A 17,964-nucleotide genomic window follows, 5' to 3' on the forward strand; every position below is an offset into this window, starting at 1 on the left:
CCTGGTCAAAGGGGGTGTGGGTGCGCAAGGATCACGGCCGCACCCCGCCACCACCCCACTACGGGAGGACTCCCATGGCTCGCCGCACATCCCGCGGCCTGATCGCCGCGGCCACCACCACCGCAGCGCTTTTCACCCTGGCCGGTCCGGTCTCGGCCGTGCCGTCCGCGGCTGCCGCCGCCCCGGCCGGACCGCCTCAGGCCCGCCTTTTCATGGTCAACCCCGTCCAGTCCTCGGGCGATCAGACGCTCGCCGACGGCAAGGACTCCGCCGGGGCCGTGCCCGCTTCCGCCTACGCCGTCGCCTCGCTGCGGAACCTGGACGGCAGCGGCTCGCTGTCGGGGAAGTGGGCGTACGTCCGCTCGGACACGGGCAGCTCGGCAAAGCTCGCTGAGGTGGGTGCGTACAGCCGTGCCGACGACCAGTTCGAGCAGGTCATGGCGTACTTCTGGGTCAACGAGGCGCAGGAGTACCTGCAGGGCCTGGGCTTCGGGAGCGAGCTGCCGGGCGCCAACGACCGCGCGCAGCCGGTCCGCATCAACCAGTGGGGGGCCGACAACTCCTTCTTCAGCGACAAGAAGGCCGAGATCCGCTTCGGCAAGGGCGGGGTCGACGACGCAGAGGACGCCGAGGTCATCGTCCACGAGTACGGCCATGCGGTGCACAACGCACAGGTCCCGGGCTTCGGTACGTCGCCGGAGGCCGGGGCGATAGGCGAGGCGTTCGGGGACTACCTGGCCGTCGAGGTCGGCGCGCACGCGGACGCCGCGTACGGATGGCCGCGCAAGACGGACCTGGCCTGCGTCGGCGACTGGGACTCAAGCTCCTACACCTCCGCTCCGCACTGCCTGCGCCGGGTGGACGGGAACAAGGTGTACGCCGACCGCGTCGGCGAGGTCCACGCGGACGGTGAGATCTGGTCCCGCGCGCTGTTCGACATCCGCGGGGCGCTGGGCGACCGGACCGCCGACCGCATCATCGTGAACGCCCAGTTCGGTTTCCGCCCCGACACGGACTTCCGGGACGCGGCGCTGACGACGATCGCGACGGCCCGGAGCATGTACGGCACGAGCGCCGCGGACGCCGTCCGCGCCGCCTTCAAGGCGCGGCAGATCCCCGGGATCGAGTAACCCTGTCCGTGCCCCCGGCCCCCGGCTCCGGCCGGGGGCCGGGGGCGTTGTCAGTGGTGGGAGATACCTTCGGATCCGGGAGGTGGATCCGCGGGTGACGCGGTGACGCACCCGGACGGCACACGGGGGAGCACACCATGAACGACCGGTATGACGGGCTGACCGAACCGCAGCGGCACGTCCTGCGCCTGATGCGCGAGCCGGTCCCCGAGGACGGGGACGGCGCGGCCGCAGTGGCAGCCTTGCGGAAGGCACTCGGTGCGGCGCGGCCGCCGGGGCTGGCCGCGCTCGCCGCCGACGTACGCAGGGCCGGTCGGCTCGACGAGGACCTCGCGCTCGAACTGCTGGAGCGGGCCCGGCCCGCCCGCACCGTGGCCGCGCTCCTCGGGACCGATGCGGGCGGTGTCGCGGGCCGGGTGGCCGCACGCCTGGCCGAACTGACGGAGCAGCACTTCAAGGGCGACCCGCGGCGCTGGCGCGGCGTGCACGACGCGCTCGCCTCGTACCGGGGCACCCTGCCGGAGCTGCTGGGTTCCCTGTCCGAGCCGGCCGCCGGGCCTGCGCAGCTCCCGCCGCGGAGCGTGCCCGCGACCATGGCCCTGCTCCTGGAGCACACCTCGGTGCCGGAGGCCGCCGCCGCACTCGAAGTCCTGCCGGACACCACGGTCGACGTGCTGCTGAGCACCGGCGCCCTGCCCGGTCCTGTGCTGTGCCGGGCCGTGGCCGGGCACGGGGACCGGCGTTCGCGCACCGCCCTCGCACGGCATCCGCGGCTGGACGCCCGAATCCTGAAACAGCTGCTGGAGGCTGCGGATCCGGTCATCGGCGCCGCCGTCTACCGCAACCCGCGCTGCACGCAGTCGCTGCGGCGCGCCCTCGCCCACCGGATCGGCACCGTGCCGATGGACGACGGTCTGCGCCGGGAGCTGCTGTCCCCGACGGCGCAGGTCCCCCTGACCTGGCTCACCCCGCTCCTGGGCTGCGGCGATCCGGAGCTCGTCGCCAAGGCACTGCAATGCGGGATGCGAAGGGTCGCCCAGCGGTACGCCCTGGTCCGGGTGTGGGAGTGCCGCGGCCCGGACGCCGTCCGGGCCCTGCTGGCCGACCGGAGCCTTGTGCCGGGCCTCGACCACGGCATCCGGGCGGAGGCGGAGTCCGCACTCGGGCGGCCGGACGGCATCCGGCAACTGCGCGGCAGCGACCTGCCGTACGACGATCCCGGCGCGCTGGCACGGCTGCTGTCCGTGACGCGGGGCACGAGCACGCTGCGCGCCCTGCTGAACGAGCCGTACGTACAGGACGTGCGCGCGCTGGCGGCCGCCCATCGCCAGGCCCCGTTCATGCCGAAGGCCGCCGAGGAGCTCGTACGGCACGAGGATGCCACCGACACCGAACGGGACGCGTTCCGGCTCAGCGTGCTGAACGGGCCGTGGAAGACGAACGGCCGGTACAACGGCAACACGACGCCTCCGGCCGGGCGGCTGTCCGGGGAAACCCTCGACGACGGCGCGGAGGCCTGGGCGGAGGGCATGGTCCGTGCGGGCCTGCTGGACCCGGTCGACCTGCTGCGGCTCGCGCACCCCGCCGCCCGGGCGGTCGCGGCGCTGGCGCGCCTCGCGGAGTGCGGCCTGCTCACCGCCGGGACGCGTACGGCGTTGCACCGCCTGGCCGCGGAACACGCGGTGGAGCGCCCGGCCGCGTGGGCGGCGTTGAAGCGGCTGCTGCCGAAGTACACCGGAACCCTGCCCGAGCTGGTGGCGGAAGCCGGGCGGGCGACCGACCGGGCTCCCGCGCCGGAAGAGGGCCCCGCGGCGGCGGTGACCGTCCCCAGGGCCGAAGCGGCGTCCGCCTCCCGGCCGACGCCGCCCGACGTCCCCCGCGGCAACCGGCAGCGGGCCGCGCTCGGCGCGCTGGACCTGCTGCTGTCCCTCGCCCCGGAGGGCACCGCGCTTCCGGACGATGCGGACGCCTTGCGCTACCTGGCGGCGCACGGTCAAGCCGACTCCCCCGGGCTGGAGACTCCCGCCTGGCTGAGGGAAGCCGCCCGTGCCCACGGCGTGGAGCCGACAGGCGGCTGGTGCACCGCTCCGACCGCGGCACAGGCAACAGCCGGGCCGGTGACCAGCCACGGGACGGGTGTGCAGGGCATCGAGACGGCATACACGCAGGGCGTCGTCCAGACCGAAGACCTGCTGCGCGTGCTCCCCGCCCACCGGCTGCTCTCCTTCCCGCACGACTGGCGGCGGATGGCCTTCGCCGCAGCATGGCGGCAAGCGCTCGTCGCCCTGCTGGAGCGGGATCTCGGCACGGACGCGGACGCATGGCTGCGGCTCGCCGCCACGGCGGAGGAGGAGGCGGGGGAAGGAGACACCGGCCCCGGCTGGCCCGAGCTCATCGACCGCTCCCGGACCCGGCCCGGTGCAGGCGCCGCCATCCGGCCTGACGCTGCACCGTCGGGCAGGTCGGACACGTCGGACAGAAGTGCCGTTCCCGCCACGGCCGATGCCGCTCTCCGGCGCCTGCGGTCCGGTGATCATCTGTGGGCCTGGGCGCCCGGGACGCTGCTGTGCCTGGCCGGCCCCGAGGTCATCGCGACCGTACTCCCCCGGCTCGGGCCCGACGCCCCTTGGCTGCTGGCCGCGTACCTGTTCCGGCATGACCGGCCTCCACAGCACGTGTTCGACCACCTGATCGCGCTGCGCGACCCTGAAGCCCTGCGGGTCCTCGCCTCGCATGCGCACCGGCTCGGCGACGGACTCCAGGAAAGACTGGCCGACTTGTGCGATCCGGCCGTCGATCTCGCCCTCTTGGACGACAGCCGGAGCAGGCACGTGAAACTGCGCGTCATCAGGCGCACGAGAACAGTGCCCGCAAGACTGATCGCCGAACTGCGGGCCGACCCGTCGGCGAGGCTGCCCGGCGGTCGGCTGTGGCTGAACTCAGCCGTACCGGAGGCCATCGAAATCATCCTGGAGCGGGACGCGAAGGACCTCGGTCTCGCCGAGCAACTCACAGGCTGTCTGAACCTGGTGCGGTACGGGGGCCCGGAGCGGCTGGCCGCGGTGGTGGGTGGCGGGCGACTGGGACAGGCGGCCGCCCGGCTGTGCCAGAAGGCACTGGCCACGGACGACCCGGCCGCCGTCATCCAGTCGCGGTGCGATCTCGAACTGTCCACGGCGAAGCTCGTCAAGCGGCTGCGGCGGTGCGAGGGGATGTGGCATACGGACTCGGTGATCGCGAACCACCCCGCCGAGCCGGACTGGGCGGGTCTGGAGGCGGAGCACCTGCGCGAGCCGATCCCGCAATGGGAGCGGCTGGTCAACCGGCCCGAAGCACCGCAGGACCTCAAGCTGCGGCACTCTGAGCAGCTCGCCGAGCCCGCATCCGGACGGACGCACGGCCCGGAGGCGACCCGCGCCCGCGCCCGGTACGGGCTGGGGGGCGTCTACCACGAGCCGTTGACCTTGCAGGTGGACCGGCTGCTGGCGGCGGGCCGGCTCAGCGGCCGGGATTTGGCGCACCTGGCCGCGCCTGCCGCCCTTATCCTCTCCTACCTCAACGCCGCGCGGCGGCGCGGTGACGCCCCTGCGGAGGCACGGGCGGCGGTCGACGAGATCGCCGCGCTGATCCGGGACCGGCTGGGTGCCGATCCCGTCGCCTGGGGCCGGGTGACCGCCCGGCTCGCCGAGCGCGACGCCGACTGGGATCCGGGGAGCGCGGTCATCCACCTGTTGGAGCCGTGACCGTCGGGGGGCGGCGGTCCTCATGGCCGACCTGCGGCCCCAAAGGCGCGAACGCGAGGAGGTACAACAGCCCTGCCAGCGGCAGCAGGTCCAGGTTGATACCCGTGACCGCGATGGCCGCGACCACCAGGGCGGGCCGCCAGGCGGCGATCCGCCGAAGCGCCGCCAGCTGGGTCATGAGCAGCAGCAGGCCGACGTAGAAGAGGAGCGGGCCGACGGTGTAGACGGCGGGCTCCACACCCGCATGGCTTTTGACGCGCCCGAAGAATTCGTTCATGGCCTCGCGGTCCTCGCTGAGGAACCCGACCACGAGGTCGATGGATGCCTGCGCGACGACCGCGGCCGTGCCGAGCAGGCCCGTCACCATCCCGGCACCGGCGAGCCACCAGCCGGCCGGGCCACGCTCCCGCACCGCCGTCCGCCGCAGCTCCAGCACGATGGGGATGAAGCACAACACGCCTGCCAGGAAGGCGAGATGCCCAGCTGACCAGCCGAATCCGGGGCCGTGGTGTTCCCCACCGGTCAGCCGGATGAGCCCGTAGGCCGTCATGCAGAGCGGACCGGCCGTGAACGCCGCGCGCCGCAAAGGTGTGTTCGACATGCCTTGATCATGTCGGCGGGGGGTTCGCCCCGCCCTCGGGGAACGCCCTGATCCGCCCCTGAGGCGTCCCTGAGACCGTGCTCGGAGTCGTTGCCTCCCAGACCTCGTCCGGCCACGTGGCGAGCGACGATAGCCTTCGTGGCGGGCCGGCCGCGCACGGGATGTACGTCGGCGCCGGGCTGCTCGGCGGCGAGGACGCGGCGGGCCGGTGGGGCCGGTCCGGGGGCCCTGCAGGCAGGGCCCCCGATCGGGACTACTCGATGACCAGCTCGACCGGGATGTTGCCGCGGGTGGCCTTGGAGTAGGGGCAGACCTCGTGGGCCTGCTTGACCAGCAGGGCGCCGGTCTCGCCGGCGAGGGACTCCGGGAGCTCGACACGCAGGGTGACGGCCAGGCCGAAGCCCGTGTCGTCCTTGCCGATCGAGGTCTCCGCGGTGACGGACACCTCGCCGGTGTCGACCTTGGCCTGGCGGCCGACCAGGCCGAGCGCACTGGCGAAGCAGGCCGCGTAGCCGGCCGCGAAGAGCTGCTCGGGGTTGGTGCCCTGGCCGTTGCCGCCGAGCGCCGGGGGCATGGCGAGCGCGAGGTCGATCTGGCCGTCGGAGCTGACGGTGCGGCCTTCGCGGCCGTTGGCGGTGGCGACAGCCGTGTACAGCGCGTCCATCGGGGTTCCTCTCGCAGTGGTGACCGTGGCAGCCGGTGATCGGCTGACGTCCACTACTAGAACACACAATTCAGTTGTGCACAACTGAATGACCCGCAAGCCGTCCCCGGGTACACTGGCGCCCATGAGCGAGCAGCCCACCAGAACCCTCCGCGACGAGGACTTCCTCCGCCTGGACGGCCAGATCTGCTTCGCGCTGAACGCGGCGAGCAGGGCCTTCGGCGGTCTCTACCGCGTCGTCCTCAAGGACCTCGGCCTGACCTACCCGCAGTACCTGGTGATGCTCGTGCTCTGGGAGCACGGCACGACGCCCGTCAAGGAGCTCGGAAGCCACCTGCGGCTCGACTCGGGCACGCTGTCGCCGCTGGTCAAGCGCCTTGAGGCCGCCGGGCTGGTCCACCGCGAGCGCAGCGCCGAGGACGAACGGTCCGTACGCGTCGGCCTCACGGCGGCGGGTACGGCGCTGCGCGCACGCGCGGCGGAGGTACCGCGCCGGATCGCAGCCGCCACCGGCTTCGAGCTCGCCGAGATCCGCGACCTCCAGACCCGGCTGCGCCGCCTGACCGCCGCGCTCGACGCCGCCGTACCGGAGGTGTGACGGCCGCCAGTCCGGCCGGAACGGGCGGGCGACCCGCCCGGCGGGCATCCGTACGATGCGCAGGAATCGGAGCTCGACACCCACCCGCCGGCCCCGACCACACCCTGGCCGGGCGGCTCACCGGCCACCAGAACCTGGTGGGCGCCCTCGCCTTCAGCCCGGACGGCCGCACCCTGGCCAGCGGCGGGGCCGACACCACGGTCCGGCTGTGGGACAAGGCCGCGCGTGCCCCGCTGGGCGGGCCGCTGACGAGGCACACGCTGCCGGTCGGCGACGTGGCCTTCGCCGCCGGACGGCCACACCCTCGTCACGGCCGGCTGGGACGACACCGTCCGGCTCCGGGAGACCGACCCGGCCCGGCTGCTGCCCCGGCTGCGCGCGGCCACCGCCGGTCCGCACGGCCGGGAGCTGTGGCAGCGCCTCGTACCGGGCACGCCGTACGCACCGGGCTGCGGCTGACCGGCCGCGGTGCCCGCATTCCGAACGCCAAACGCCCGAAAGCCCGAAAGCCCGGATGAGCGGGCCACCGTGGACGACAATGGACGGATGAACCTGCCGGCGCCCGCCCTGGACCGGCTGCGGGAGCAGATCGGCCGCGGCCTGTTCGCCCGCGTCGCCGGGCCCTCGGGCCCGCAGAACCGCGCCCGCATCCACAACACCCCCGGCCCCCGCTGGTTCGGCCCGGACCGCCCGATCCGTACCGTCCACGGCGATGCCTCGATGTTCATCGGCGGCCTCAGCGCCCTGCTGCTCCAGTCGCTGCACCCGCTGGCCATGGCCGCCGTCACAGGGCACTCCGGCTACCGCGGGGACCCGTGGGGGCGGCTCCAGCGCACCAGCACCTTCCTCTCCGTGACGACGTACGGCACCGCGGACGACGCCGAGCAGGCGGTCGCCCGGGTGCGCGCCGTCCACGAAGGGGTGCGCGGGGTGACCGCCGACGGGCAGCCGTACCGGGCCGGCGACCCGCATCTCCTGGGCTGGGTCCACGCCGCCGAGGTCGACTCCTTCCTGCGGGCCCACCAGCGGTACGGCGCACACCCCCTCGACGGCGCCGGCTGCGACGGGTACCTCGCCGACACCGCCCGGGTGGCCGTTGCCCTGGGCGTCACCGACCCGCCGCGCGACCAGGCCGAGCTCGCCGCCCGGCTGGCGGCGTACCGGCCGGAGCTGCGCGCCACCCGCGAGGCGCGCGAGGCCGCCCGCTTCATCCTGCTGCGCCCGCCGCTGCCGGGGGCCGCCCGCGGCCCGTACGCCGTCCTGGCCGCGAACGCGGTGGGGATGCTGCCGCCGTGGGCCCGCGATCTGCTCGGCCTCCCGTACGCGCCCCTCCTGGACCGGGCGTGCGTACGGCCGGCCGGGCACGCCCTGACCGGGGGCATCCGCTGGGCCATGCGGCCCCTGCGGCAGGCGCACACCCCGGACCCGGCTTAAGGGGTTGCCGCATGGTGCACGTCCTGGGCAGCAGGATCCTGTTGACCCCCACGGACCCGGAGCGCTCGCGCGCCTTTTACGGCGGCACCCTCGGCCTCGCCGTCTACCGCGAGTTCGGCACCGGACCCGAGCGCGGCACGGTCTACTTCCTGGGCGGCGGCTTCCTGGAGGTCTCGGGGCGAGCCGGGGCCCCGCCCGCGCCCGGGCTCCGGCTGTGGCTCCAAGTCGCCGACGTGCAGGCCGCGTACGAGGAGCTGCGGATGCGGGAGGCCCTGGTTCTGCGGCCGCCCCGGCGGGAGCCCTGGGGCCTGATCGAGATGTGGATCGCCGACCCGGACGGCGTCCGCATCGCCGTGGTGGAGGTCCCGGCGGACCACCCCCTGCGCTTCCGCCCCTGAGCCCCTCCACGGCCCTGGCGGCAGCTCCTGCGCGAGGGGGCCGGGCCGTAGGATGGACCCGCATGAAGGATCTCGACCGTCAGATCGCCTACTGGGACACCGCCGGCGCGGCGAAAACGTTCACCCATCCCCTGGACTTCGGCTGGCTGGCGGGAGCGGACCGGAGCGCACGGGTCCTGGACTACGGCTGTGGCTACGGACGCACCATGGCCGAGCTCAGCGGGCACGGCTTCTCCCGCGTCTGCGGCGTGGACCTGTCCCCCGCCCTGATCGCGCGCGGCCGCCGGTCGAGGCCGGATCTGGAATTCACCGTGCTGGAGGATCCCCCGCTGCTCCCGTATTCGTCGGCGAGCTTCGACGTCATCGTGCTGTTCGCGGTGCTGACCTGCATCCCCGACGACGGTGCACAGCGTGCTCCGGTGGCCGAGCTGATCCGGGTCCTGGCCCCCGGCGGCCTGCTGTACGTCAGCGACATGGTCCTCCAGGACGACGCACGCAACCGGGAGCGCTACGCCGCCCACGCCGCGGGGTTCGGCACGCCGTACGGGGTGTTCACCACCGGCGACGGTGCCGTCTGCCGGCACCACACCCCCGCCCGGCTGCGCTCCCTGCTGTCCGGTCTCGACCTCGTGCACGAGCGCCCGATCGACGTCACCACGATGAACGGGAACCCGTCCCGGGCGCTGCAGCTGCTCGCGCGCAAGCCGTAGCCCACCCGGGGGACACGATTCCTCGGCTCCTCGGCCGTCGCCAGGATGCGCGTCAGCGGCGGATCGTCGACCGGGCGCTGGATGCGGTACCGGCGTACGCCGGCCTCCGCGCGTGCGGGAGCGAACCGGCCGAAGTCGGCGCGCCCGCCGGTGGGGTGAATGTGCGCTCCACCCGTCGGGGTGACATCCGGCCCGCCCCGTGGACGCGGCGTCAACCGTCCCCGGCCGCACGGCCGGTGCGCGGGCGGGTACGCGGTGGGCCTTAGCAGATACGGGGGCGCCAGGGAGGCCTTTTGTAAAGATCAACCCAGTGTGCTGGATTGATCACCGACAGTGCCCCCGGCTGCGCGGAAGGACACCCCATGCGCACGGTTCGCGAATCAGTTCTGGACGTTCTACGAGCACGTGGCATCACGACGGTCTTCGGCAACCCCGGCTCGACCGAACTGCCGATGCTCAAGCGGTTCCCCGACGACTTCCAGTACGTACTCGGCCTCCAGGAGGCCGTCGTCGTCGGCATGGCCGACGGTTTCGCACTCGCCTCCAGAACCACCGCACTCGTCAACCTGCACACCGGTCCCGGTACCGGCAATGCGATGGGCGCCATCCTCAATGCCCGCGCGAACCGGACCCCGATGGTCGTCACCGCCGGCCAGCAGGTGCGCGCCATGCTCACCATGGAGGCCCTGCTCTCCAACCCCCAGGCCACGCTGCTCCCCCAGCCCGCCGTCAAGTGGGCGTACGAGCCCCCGCGCCCCGCGGACGTCCCGGCCGCGCTGGCCCGGGCCGTGCAGGTCGCCGAAACCCCGCCCCACGGGCCGGTGTTCCTCTCCCTCCCCATGGACGACTTCGACGCGGAGCTGACCGAGGCGGAGGACCGGGCCGGCCAGGCGGCCGCGGCCCGCCGCATCACGCACGCCGCCGCGCCCGACGCGGTCACGGTCGAGGCGCTCGCCGACCGGATCTCCCGTGCCCGGTCCGCGGTCCTCGTCGTCGGCGACGACGTCGACGCCTCCGGTGCGTGGGACGCGGTCCTCGCGCTCGCCGAGCGCACCGGGCTGCCCGTGTGGGCGGCGCCCGTATCGGCCCGCGTCTCCTTCCCCCGCAACCACCCGCAGTTCCGCGGCGAGCTGACCCCGGCGATCGGCCCGCTCGCCCGGCAGCTCGCGGAACACGACCTGGTCGTCGTGATCGGCGCGCCCGTGTTCCGCTACTACCCCTACATCCCCGGCTCCCACCTGCCCGAAGGCACCGGGCTCGTCCTCCTCACCCGGGACGCCGAGGAGGCCGCCAAGGCCCCCGTCGGGGACGCGGTCGTCGCGGACCTGGCGCTGACCGCACGGGCCCTCGCGGACCGGCTCCCGGCCGGCGGCGGGAGCACGCCCGCGGCGCACGAGCAGGTGCGGTTCCCCGAGGCGGCCGACGGCGTCCTGACCCCGCTCGCCGCCATGGCGGCCATCGCGCAGGGCGCCCCGGAGAACACCCTCTGGGTCAACGAATCGCCCTCCAACGTCCCGCAGTTCCATGAGGCGACCCGGATCGGCACCCCGGGCTCGTACCTGTTCTCCGCGGGCGGCGGACTCGGCTTCGGGGCCGCCGCGGCCGTCGGCGCACAGCTCGGCGCGCCCGGCCGGCCCGTGGTCTGCGTCATCGGCGACGGCTCCATCCACTACGCCGTACAGACCCTGTGGACCGCGGCCGCGTACAAGGTCCCCGTCACCTTCGTCGTCCTCAGCAACGCCAAGTACGCGATCCTCCACTGGTTCGCGCAGATCGAGCACGCCCAGGGCGCCCCCGGCCTCGACATCCCCGGTCTCGACATCACGGCCGTCGCCCACGGCTACGGGGTGCGCACCCACCGGGCCCAGGGCGCGGGGGAACTCACCAAGCTCGTACGGGACTCCGCCTCCCAGCAGGACGGGCCGGTGCTCATCGACGTGCCCGTGACCACCGAGCTCCCCTCCCTCTGAGCCCGGACGCCGGCTCCCCACCACCATCAGAAAGCCCCTCATGTCCCCCGACACGCCCCTCTTGTCCCGCCTGCGGACCCTCCTCACCGACCACGCCGACGTCCTGCACACCGACCCCGAGACCCTCGCCGCGCACGCTCGCGACGCGGCTCCGTTCTCCGAGGCCGGGACCCCTGCCGTCGTCGCCTTCCCGCGCACCGCCGAACAGGTGCGGCGCATCATGCGCACCTCGTACGAGCTCGGCGTCCCCGTCGTCCCGCAGGGCGCCCGCACCGGTCTCGCGGGCGCCGCGAACGCGATCGACGGCTGCGTGGTCCTGAGCACCGCCCGGATGGACCGCATCCTCGAAATCGACCCGGCCAACCGGCTCGTGCGCTGCGAGCCCGGCGTAATCACCAAGCGCCTCAACGACGCCGCCGCCGAGTACGGCCTCTCCTACCCGCCCGACCCGGCGTCCTGGGAGCACTGCACGATCGGCGGGAACATCGCCACCGGCGCCGGCGGCATCTGCTGCGTCAAGTACGGGGTCACCGCCGACTACGTGCGCGGCCTGGACGTCGTGCTCGCCGACGGCCGCCGGATGCGGACCGGCCGGGACACGGCGAAGGGGGTCGCCGGCTACGACCTGACCCGCCTGCTGGTGGGCTCCGAGGGCACCCTGGCCGTCATCGTCGGCGCCACGCTCGGGCTGTGCCCCGTACGGCCGCCCGCCCTGGCCCTCCTGGCCCAGTTCCCGACCCTCACGTCGGCCGGGGACGCCGTCGCCTCGATCACCGCGGCCGGCCACGTACCGTCCGCCCTCGAACTCCTCGACCGGGCCACCTCCCAAGCCGTCGCCGACCACGGACACCCGATGCTGGCCCCGGGCGCCGCCGCCACGCTCATCATCGAGAGCGACACCGCCGATCCCGGCCGCGACCTCGCGGCGATGGCCCTGCTGTGCAAGGAAGCCGGGTCCCGGAACGTGGTCGCCGCGTCCAGCGCCGAGGAGTCCCGGCAGGTCATCGAGGCCCGGCGGCTGGTCACCCCGGCCCTGGGCGCGTTCGCCGCGACGCTCGGCGGCAGGCCGACCGCCTTCATCGAGGACGTGGCCGTGCCGCGCTCCGAACTGGCCAAGTTCATGGGCACCATCGAGGAGATCGCCGCACGCAACCGGCTGCGGATCTTCACCCTCGGCCACGCGGGAGACGGCAACCTGCACCCGACCGTCGTCTTCGACGAATCGGACGCGGACGAGTTCCGCCGCGCCCAGACCGCGTACGACGACATCATGGCCGCGGGCCTCGCGCTCGGCGGCACCAGCACCGGCGAGCACGGCATCGGCACGCTCAAGCGCGAGTGGCTGACCCGCGAGCTCGACCCGGTCAGCCTGGAGCTCCAGCGGGGGCTCAAGCGCCTCTTCGACCCGAAGAACCTGCTCAACCCCGGCAAGGTCGTGGAGGCATGACCGAGGCCATGCCCGCCGCCGGCGGATCCACTGACGGGACCACCGACGCGACCGCGGCCGAAGCCGCGGCCCCGGCCCCCGCCCTCGCCGTACCGCGGCCCGCCCGGGCCGGGCGCGCCGAGACCGTCCGCTTCGCCGCCACCCACACGCTGCCCGCGTTCGTCCGCGGGGCCTTCCACCTGCGGCCCCGGGTGGTGGCCGCGTACGCGGCCCTCGGCCAGCAGGGCTGGTCCGCCGCGACCCTGCGGGCCATGCGGGCGCGGCACGGCGGGGCACCCGTCGAGGTGCGCGGCCTGTCCGGGCCGCTGCTGGTGCTGCTGGACCACGCCGACGTCCGGCGGTTCTACGAACTGCCGGTGCGCACCCTCGCCATGGACGCGCCCGACAAGTACAAGGGGCTGTCCCTGCTGGAGCCCACGGGTGTCATCTGCTCCCACGGCGACACCCGCGAGGAGCGCCGGCGCGTCAACGACGACGTACTCGCGGCCGACCGGCCCGTGCACCCCTCGTGCCGGGAATTCCAGGCCCTGATCGCGCAGGAGGCAACGGCCCTGGTCCGGGGCGCCGAGCTGGACTTCCCGCTGCTGCGCCGCACGGTGGCCCGGATCGGGCGCCGGATGGTCCTCGGCGACGCGGCCGCCGGCGACGAGGAACTCGCGCGGTGGCTGCTCGCGATCCGCGAGGAGGCCAACTGGATGCGGATGCGCAAGGGCCGGGCCTCGGCCGCCGAGGCGCTGTACCGCAAGGCCGCCGCCCGCGTCGAGGAGTACGCCGAGCGGGCGGAGCCGTACACCCTGGCCGCGCTCGCGCGCAGCCATCCGGCCGCCGCGGGATCGGGTGCCGCCGCACTGGACGCGGTGGGACAGGCCCACCACTGGCTGCTCGCCCTCGACACCGTCGGGCCGACCGTGGCCCGTACCCTGCTGCTGCTCGCCGCGCATCCGGCCGAGCAGGAGGCCGTGCGGGATGAGGTGGACGGCGGGGGCGCGGAACTGCCCCGGCTGCGGGCCTGTGTACAGGAGACGCTGCGGCTGTTCCCGATCGTGCCGGACCTCGTACGGGTCACCCGCGCCGAGACCGAGTGGCGCGGGGTCCACTATCCGGCGGGGACGGCGGTACTGGTGCCCGCCCTGTTCCATCAGCGGGACCCCGAACACGTCGCGGCCGCCCACCAGTTCGTGCCCGCCCGGTGGCTGCGGCCCGGGGCGTCGCAGGACGTCCGGATGGCGCCCTTCAGCCACGGCGGCGGGCGCTGCCCCGGTGAGCATCTGGGCGTGCTGACAGCGGCCGAGCTGACCGCGGCGGTGCTGCGGAGCCATCGGGTCAGCGGCGGCAGGCCCGCGGTGGACCCCTGTCTTCCGCTGCCCGGCATCCTCTCCTCTGCCGGTATCCGGCTCACCCTCGCCGTGCGCTGAGCACGTGCGGTGCGGGGCCGGGCGGCGCCGGGCCCCGCACCGCAGGTCCGGCGCACCCCACCTCCCCACCATGCCCCGGAGGACACCTGCATGACCGATGCCACGACCGATGCCACGACCGCCGTCACCGGGCACGAACCGGACATCGACTCCCTGCACCACTTGTGCCGCCTGCTCGCGGAGGCAGCCGAAGGGGTGGGCGACGCCTCCCGGTACGCCTCCGAACTCGCCCTCGGGACCCGGCTGCCGCGGGCCGCCCGGGGCGCCGCCGCCCGGCGCACCCTGCTGCGGACGATCACCGACCCCAAGGGGCTGGGCTGGGCCGCGCGAGGCCGCGGCCTCGCGCGGCTCGGCCGGCTCGCGGGGGTGTTCACGAGCCGCGAGAGCCTCGCGGTGAGCCTGGCCGTGACGGGCCTCAAGGCCCGGATCCGGGCCGCCGCCGTGACCCACCCCGAGCTGCTCGGCGACCCCGACACCGCACGCGTGCTGCGGGCCGTCGAGGGGGACCGCCAGCGGGAGGCGATCCGCGTCTTCCGCTCCATCCTCGGCAGCAAGGGCGCCGAGCGCGCCTTCGCCCTGCTGGCCCCCTCGTTCGCGGACATCCTGGCGTGGAACGCCCTCACCGACGAGAACCCCTTCAACGACGGGGCGGGCTGGGAGGTCGCCACCGGCCGCACCCTGACCGGGGCCGAGCCGATCCTCGGCATCAGCGCCCGGGTCTGGGCCTTCCTCGACCGCGGCCCCGGCCGGGCCGAACCGTTCGTCCCCTCTCCGCGGCTCGCCGAGTGCCTCGACACCAGCGGCACCGTCGCCGGGTACGTCCGCAACATCGATGCGGTGGGCACCGACGGAACGCTGCTCGTGCAGCAGGTCGTGGGGCCCGACGGCGTGCAGCGGTACGTCGTCCAGCTCGCCGGCATGTCCGGCGTCAGCGACGAGAGCCCCCAGGACCTGCTGGGCGCCGTGCACGCGGTGGCGCGGCCCGCCAACCCGTACTCCAGGGCCGTCTCCAAGGCGTTGCGCCTGCTGGTCCCCTCGGGCTCCGAACTGGCCCTGGTGGGCCACAGCCTGGGCGGGATCACCGCCATGAACCTGGCCGCCGACCGCGACTTCTGCGGGATCCACCAGGTCACGCACGTCGTCGCGATCGGCTCCCCGATCGACGGCAAGCGCCCCGCGGACCCGCGGACCCGGGTGTACTCGCTGGTCAACGAGCACGACGTGGTGCCCAGCCTGGAGGGCCGCTCCGCGGTCTCCCCGTACGCGCTCCCGGAGCAGTTCACCGAGTTCACCTGGACCGACGACACGCACGCCTTCCCACTGTGCCACGCCGCCGAGCGGTACGCGCACAACCTCGAACACGAAGTCCCCGAGGTGAGCGCGCTCGTGGACGCGGCCCTCGCGCCGTTCCGGGGCCGGGTGACCGCCGCCCGCTTCTTCCGGCTCCACGACCGCTGACCCCTGCCCGCCGACCCCTGCCCGCCGACCCCTTTCCGCCGACCGCTGAGGAACACGATGACCGACACCACCTCCACCGAGCAGAGCGCGGCTCCGCGGAAGGGAACCCCGGCCGCCGCGGACGTCCCCGCGCAGGCCGCCCGCCCCGGGCAGGCGCCCGCCTACGGCCCTCCCGGGCTCCTCGAACGCCTCGGCTCGGCCGCCTTCGCCCGCGTCAACCGCACCCGCGAATGGCATGAACTGCCGGTCCCCCTCGGGCTGCTGAACCTCCGGGTGCTCCGCGACGACCTGCGCCGCAAGAACCTGTACGACACGTACGGCGCGGGCGGGGAACGCCGGCGGCGCCCGACCCCCGAGCTCGCACCCTTCCGTTCGTACGACGGCTCGGGCTACGACCCGTACGACGAGGACATGGGCCGGGTCGGCACCCGGCTCGACCGCAACGCCCCGCTGCACCTGGTCTTCCCGGACTCCGACGAGGAGCTGATGTCGCCGAGCCCGCGCGAGATCAGCAGGCAGCTGCTGGCCCGCAAGGGGTTCGTGCCCGCGCCCACGCTCAACCTCCTGGCCGCCGCCTGGATCCAGTTCGAGAACCACGGCTGGGCCAACCACGGGGACAACGGGGACGCCGAGCCGTTCACCGTCCCGCTCGCCGCCGACGACGACTGGGCCGAGCAGGGCGGCGGCTGCCCGATGCGCGTGAACCGCACCCGCCCCGACCCGGTCGCCCACACATCGGCCGACACCCCGCCCACGTACGAGAACACCGTCACGCACTGGTGGGACGGCTCGCAGATCTACGGCTCGGACGAGGCCCGCTGCCGGTCGCTGCGCACGGGCGAGCACGGGCGACTCATCATCGAGGACGGCCGGCTGCCCGCCGACCCGCGGCCCGGGATGTCCTGCCTGGACCTGACCGGCATGAACAGCGACTACTGGACCGGCCTGTCGCTGCTGCACACGCTCTTCGCCAAGGAGCACAACGCGATCTGCGACTACCTGCGCGCGCACTACCCGACCTGGGACGACGAGCGGCTCTTCCACACCGCGCGGCTGGTCAACACCGCGCTCATGGCGAAGATCCACACGGTGGAGTGGACGCCGGGCATCCTCGACACCCCGGTCCTGCGGCGCGCGATGGACGCCAACTGGTACGGGGTGCTGCCGCGCTGGGTCAGCCGGACGTACGGCCGCCTCGGCACGGGCGAGATGCTCAGCGGCATCCTCGGCTCCCCGACCGACCACCACGCGGCGCCGTACTCGATGACAGAGGAGTTCGTCTCCGCGTACCGGCTGCACCCGCTGATCCCCGACGAACTGGCCGTCCGCGACCACCGGGCGGGCGCCGTCCGCGCGACCATCGGCTTCGACGACATGCAGGGGGCGACCACCCGTACGGCGATCGACGCGTACGGCATGAGCGACCTCTTCTACAGCTTCGGCACCGCCCACCCCGGCGCCCTCGTGCTGCACAACCACCCGGACGCACTGCGCAATCTGGCCCGGCTCACCGGCGAGCACATCGACCTGGGCACCGTGGACATCCTGCGCGACCGCGAGCGCGGGATCCCCCGCTACAACGCGTACCGGCAGATGCTGCGCAAGCGCCCGGTCACCTCCTTCGAGGAGCTGACGGGCGGGCACCCCGGTGACACGCCTCTGCTGAAGGAGTTGTACGAGGGGCGCCTCGACCGGGTGGACACGCTCGTCGGCAACCTCGCCGAGCCGCGGCCGGCCGGATTCGGCTTCAGCGACTCCCTGTTCCGGATCTTCATCCTGATGGCGAGCAGGCGGCTGAAGAGCGACCGCTTCTTCACCACCGACTACCGGCCCGAGGTCTACACGGCGGAGGGCCTGGAGTGGGTGGACCGGGGCGGCATGGTCTCCGTCCTCCTGCGCCACCACCCCGAACTGGCCCCGGCCCTCGACGGTGTGACGAACGCCTTCACCCCTTGGAGGGCCCTGTGACCGTCATTCCCCCGCCGCGCGGGGAGCAGCAGCGGTACGAGGCCGCGGAGGGGCTGCGGGCCCACTCCGCGGCGCTGCTGCGGCACGCGGAACGGCTGCGGGCGGGGGCCGTCGCCCTGAACTGGAAGGGTCCGCAGGCCGAGGCCTTCCGGTGGCGGATCGAGGACCTGGCCGACCGCTGCGCGACGGCGGCGGCCGGTCTGGCCCGGTCCGCGGAACAGCTGGACGCGGCCGTTCGCACCCGCTGACGGCCGGGCGGGCCCGGCGGGCGCAGCCGGCGGACCGGGCTGCCGCTCCTTCCGTAGGCGGGCACTTCGAGGCCCTTCCCCGGGCCCGTGGCCTCGGCCTCGTGCATCCACCCCGACCACTGGACCGGGGTCAGGGTGTCCTTGAGGTACGGCGACGCGCCGTCGACGGTGAGCAGGCCG

The 17,964-nt window shown here is 74.1% G+C and carries 15 protein-coding genes; 13 read left to right on the top strand and 2 right to left on the bottom strand.

All coding sequences use genetic code 11. The features are described 5' to 3' along the window. Positions 1–74 precede the first annotated feature (74 nt). Together ABTY04_RS09135 and ABTY04_RS09140 are read left to right on the top strand one after the other, a co-directional pair. On the top strand, positions 75–1,130 hold the full coding sequence (locus tag ABTY04_RS09135; RefSeq protein ID WP_352212700.1) for a M4 family metallopeptidase: 1,056 nt from the start codon (positions 75–77) through the stop codon (positions 1,128–1,130). 137 nt (positions 1,131–1,267) lie between these two features. Then, the gene (locus ABTY04_RS09140) at positions 1,268–4,873 is read left to right on the top strand and encodes a hypothetical protein (protein WP_352212701.1); all 3,606 of its coding nucleotides are present in this window, start codon (positions 1,268–1,270) and stop codon (positions 4,871–4,873) included. Here the strand turns inward: ABTY04_RS09140 and ABTY04_RS09145 are convergent. Next, the gene (locus tag ABTY04_RS09145) at positions 4,851–5,474 is read right to left on the bottom strand and encodes a hypothetical protein (RefSeq protein WP_352212702.1); all 624 of its coding nucleotides are present in this window, start codon (positions 5,472–5,474) and stop codon (positions 4,851–4,853) included. The two genes, ABTY04_RS09140 and ABTY04_RS09145, sit on opposite strands and share 23 nt — an antisense overlap. A 253-nt stretch (positions 5,475–5,727) precedes the next feature. After that, a complete protein-coding gene (locus ABTY04_RS09150; RefSeq protein WP_030293642.1) occupies positions 5,728–6,138 on the bottom strand; it encodes an organic hydroperoxide resistance protein in 411 nt (136 codons plus the stop codon). 124 nt (positions 6,139–6,262) lie between these two features. On the opposite strand from ABTY04_RS09150, the gene ABTY04_RS09155 reads away from it, so the two are divergent. From ABTY04_RS09155 to ABTY04_RS09205, 11 genes are all read left to right on the top strand, one after another. Further along, entirely contained in the window at positions 6,263–6,736 is a 474-nt protein-coding gene (locus ABTY04_RS09155) for a MarR family winged helix-turn-helix transcriptional regulator (RefSeq protein ID WP_352212703.1), read from the top strand. Positions 6,737–6,873: 137 nt separating this feature from the next. Further along, a complete protein-coding gene (locus ABTY04_RS41105; protein WP_502996593.1) occupies positions 6,874–7,254 on the top strand; it encodes a WD40 repeat domain-containing protein in 381 nt (126 codons plus the stop codon). 28 nt (positions 7,255–7,282) lie between these two features. After that, positions 7,283–8,170 (top strand): oxygenase MpaB family protein, encoded by an 888-nt coding sequence (locus ABTY04_RS09165; RefSeq protein ID WP_352212704.1) that lies wholly within the window; start codon positions 7,283–7,285, stop codon positions 8,168–8,170. Between the two features lie 11 nt (positions 8,171–8,181). Next, positions 8,182–8,568, top strand: coding sequence for a VOC family protein (locus ABTY04_RS09170; protein WP_352212705.1), 387 nt, complete (start codon positions 8,182–8,184; stop codon positions 8,566–8,568). A 62-nt stretch (positions 8,569–8,630) separates the two neighbouring features. After that, positions 8,631–9,278 (top strand): class I SAM-dependent methyltransferase, encoded by a 648-nt coding sequence (locus tag ABTY04_RS09175; protein ID WP_352212706.1) that lies wholly within the window; start codon positions 8,631–8,633, stop codon positions 9,276–9,278. 362 nt (positions 9,279–9,640) lie between these two features. Then, complete coding sequence (gene mdlC / locus ABTY04_RS09180; protein ID WP_352212707.1) at positions 9,641–11,248, top strand: benzoylformate decarboxylase; 1,608 nt, start codon at positions 9,641–9,643, stop codon at positions 11,246–11,248. Positions 11,249–11,288: 40 nt separating this feature from the next. Continuing rightward, on the top strand, positions 11,289–12,695 hold the full coding sequence (locus ABTY04_RS09185) for an FAD-binding oxidoreductase (protein WP_352212708.1): 1,407 nt from the start codon (positions 11,289–11,291) through the stop codon (positions 12,693–12,695). Further along, on the top strand, positions 12,692–14,110 hold the full coding sequence (locus tag ABTY04_RS09190; protein ID WP_352212709.1) for a cytochrome P450: 1,419 nt from the start codon (positions 12,692–12,694) through the stop codon (positions 14,108–14,110). Before ABTY04_RS09185 ends, ABTY04_RS09190 begins: the two co-directional genes overlap by 4 nt. 90 nt (positions 14,111–14,200) lie before the next feature. Further along, entirely contained in the window at positions 14,201–15,568 is a 1,368-nt protein-coding gene (locus ABTY04_RS09195; RefSeq protein WP_352212710.1) for a lipase family protein, read from the top strand. A gap of 57 nt (positions 15,569–15,625) precedes the next feature. Continuing rightward, on the top strand, positions 15,626–17,536 hold the full coding sequence (locus tag ABTY04_RS09200; RefSeq protein WP_352212711.1) for a peroxidase family protein: 1,911 nt from the start codon (positions 15,626–15,628) through the stop codon (positions 17,534–17,536). Beyond that, a complete protein-coding gene (locus tag ABTY04_RS09205; protein WP_352212712.1) occupies positions 17,533–17,784 on the top strand; it encodes a hypothetical protein in 252 nt (83 codons plus the stop codon). Before ABTY04_RS09200 ends, ABTY04_RS09205 begins: the two co-directional genes overlap by 4 nt. Positions 17,785–17,964 lie beyond the last annotated feature (180 nt).

The organism is Streptomyces sp. NPDC097981, from assembly GCF_040302565.1.
GTDB lineage: Bacteria > Actinomycetota > Actinomycetes > Streptomycetales > Streptomycetaceae > Streptomyces.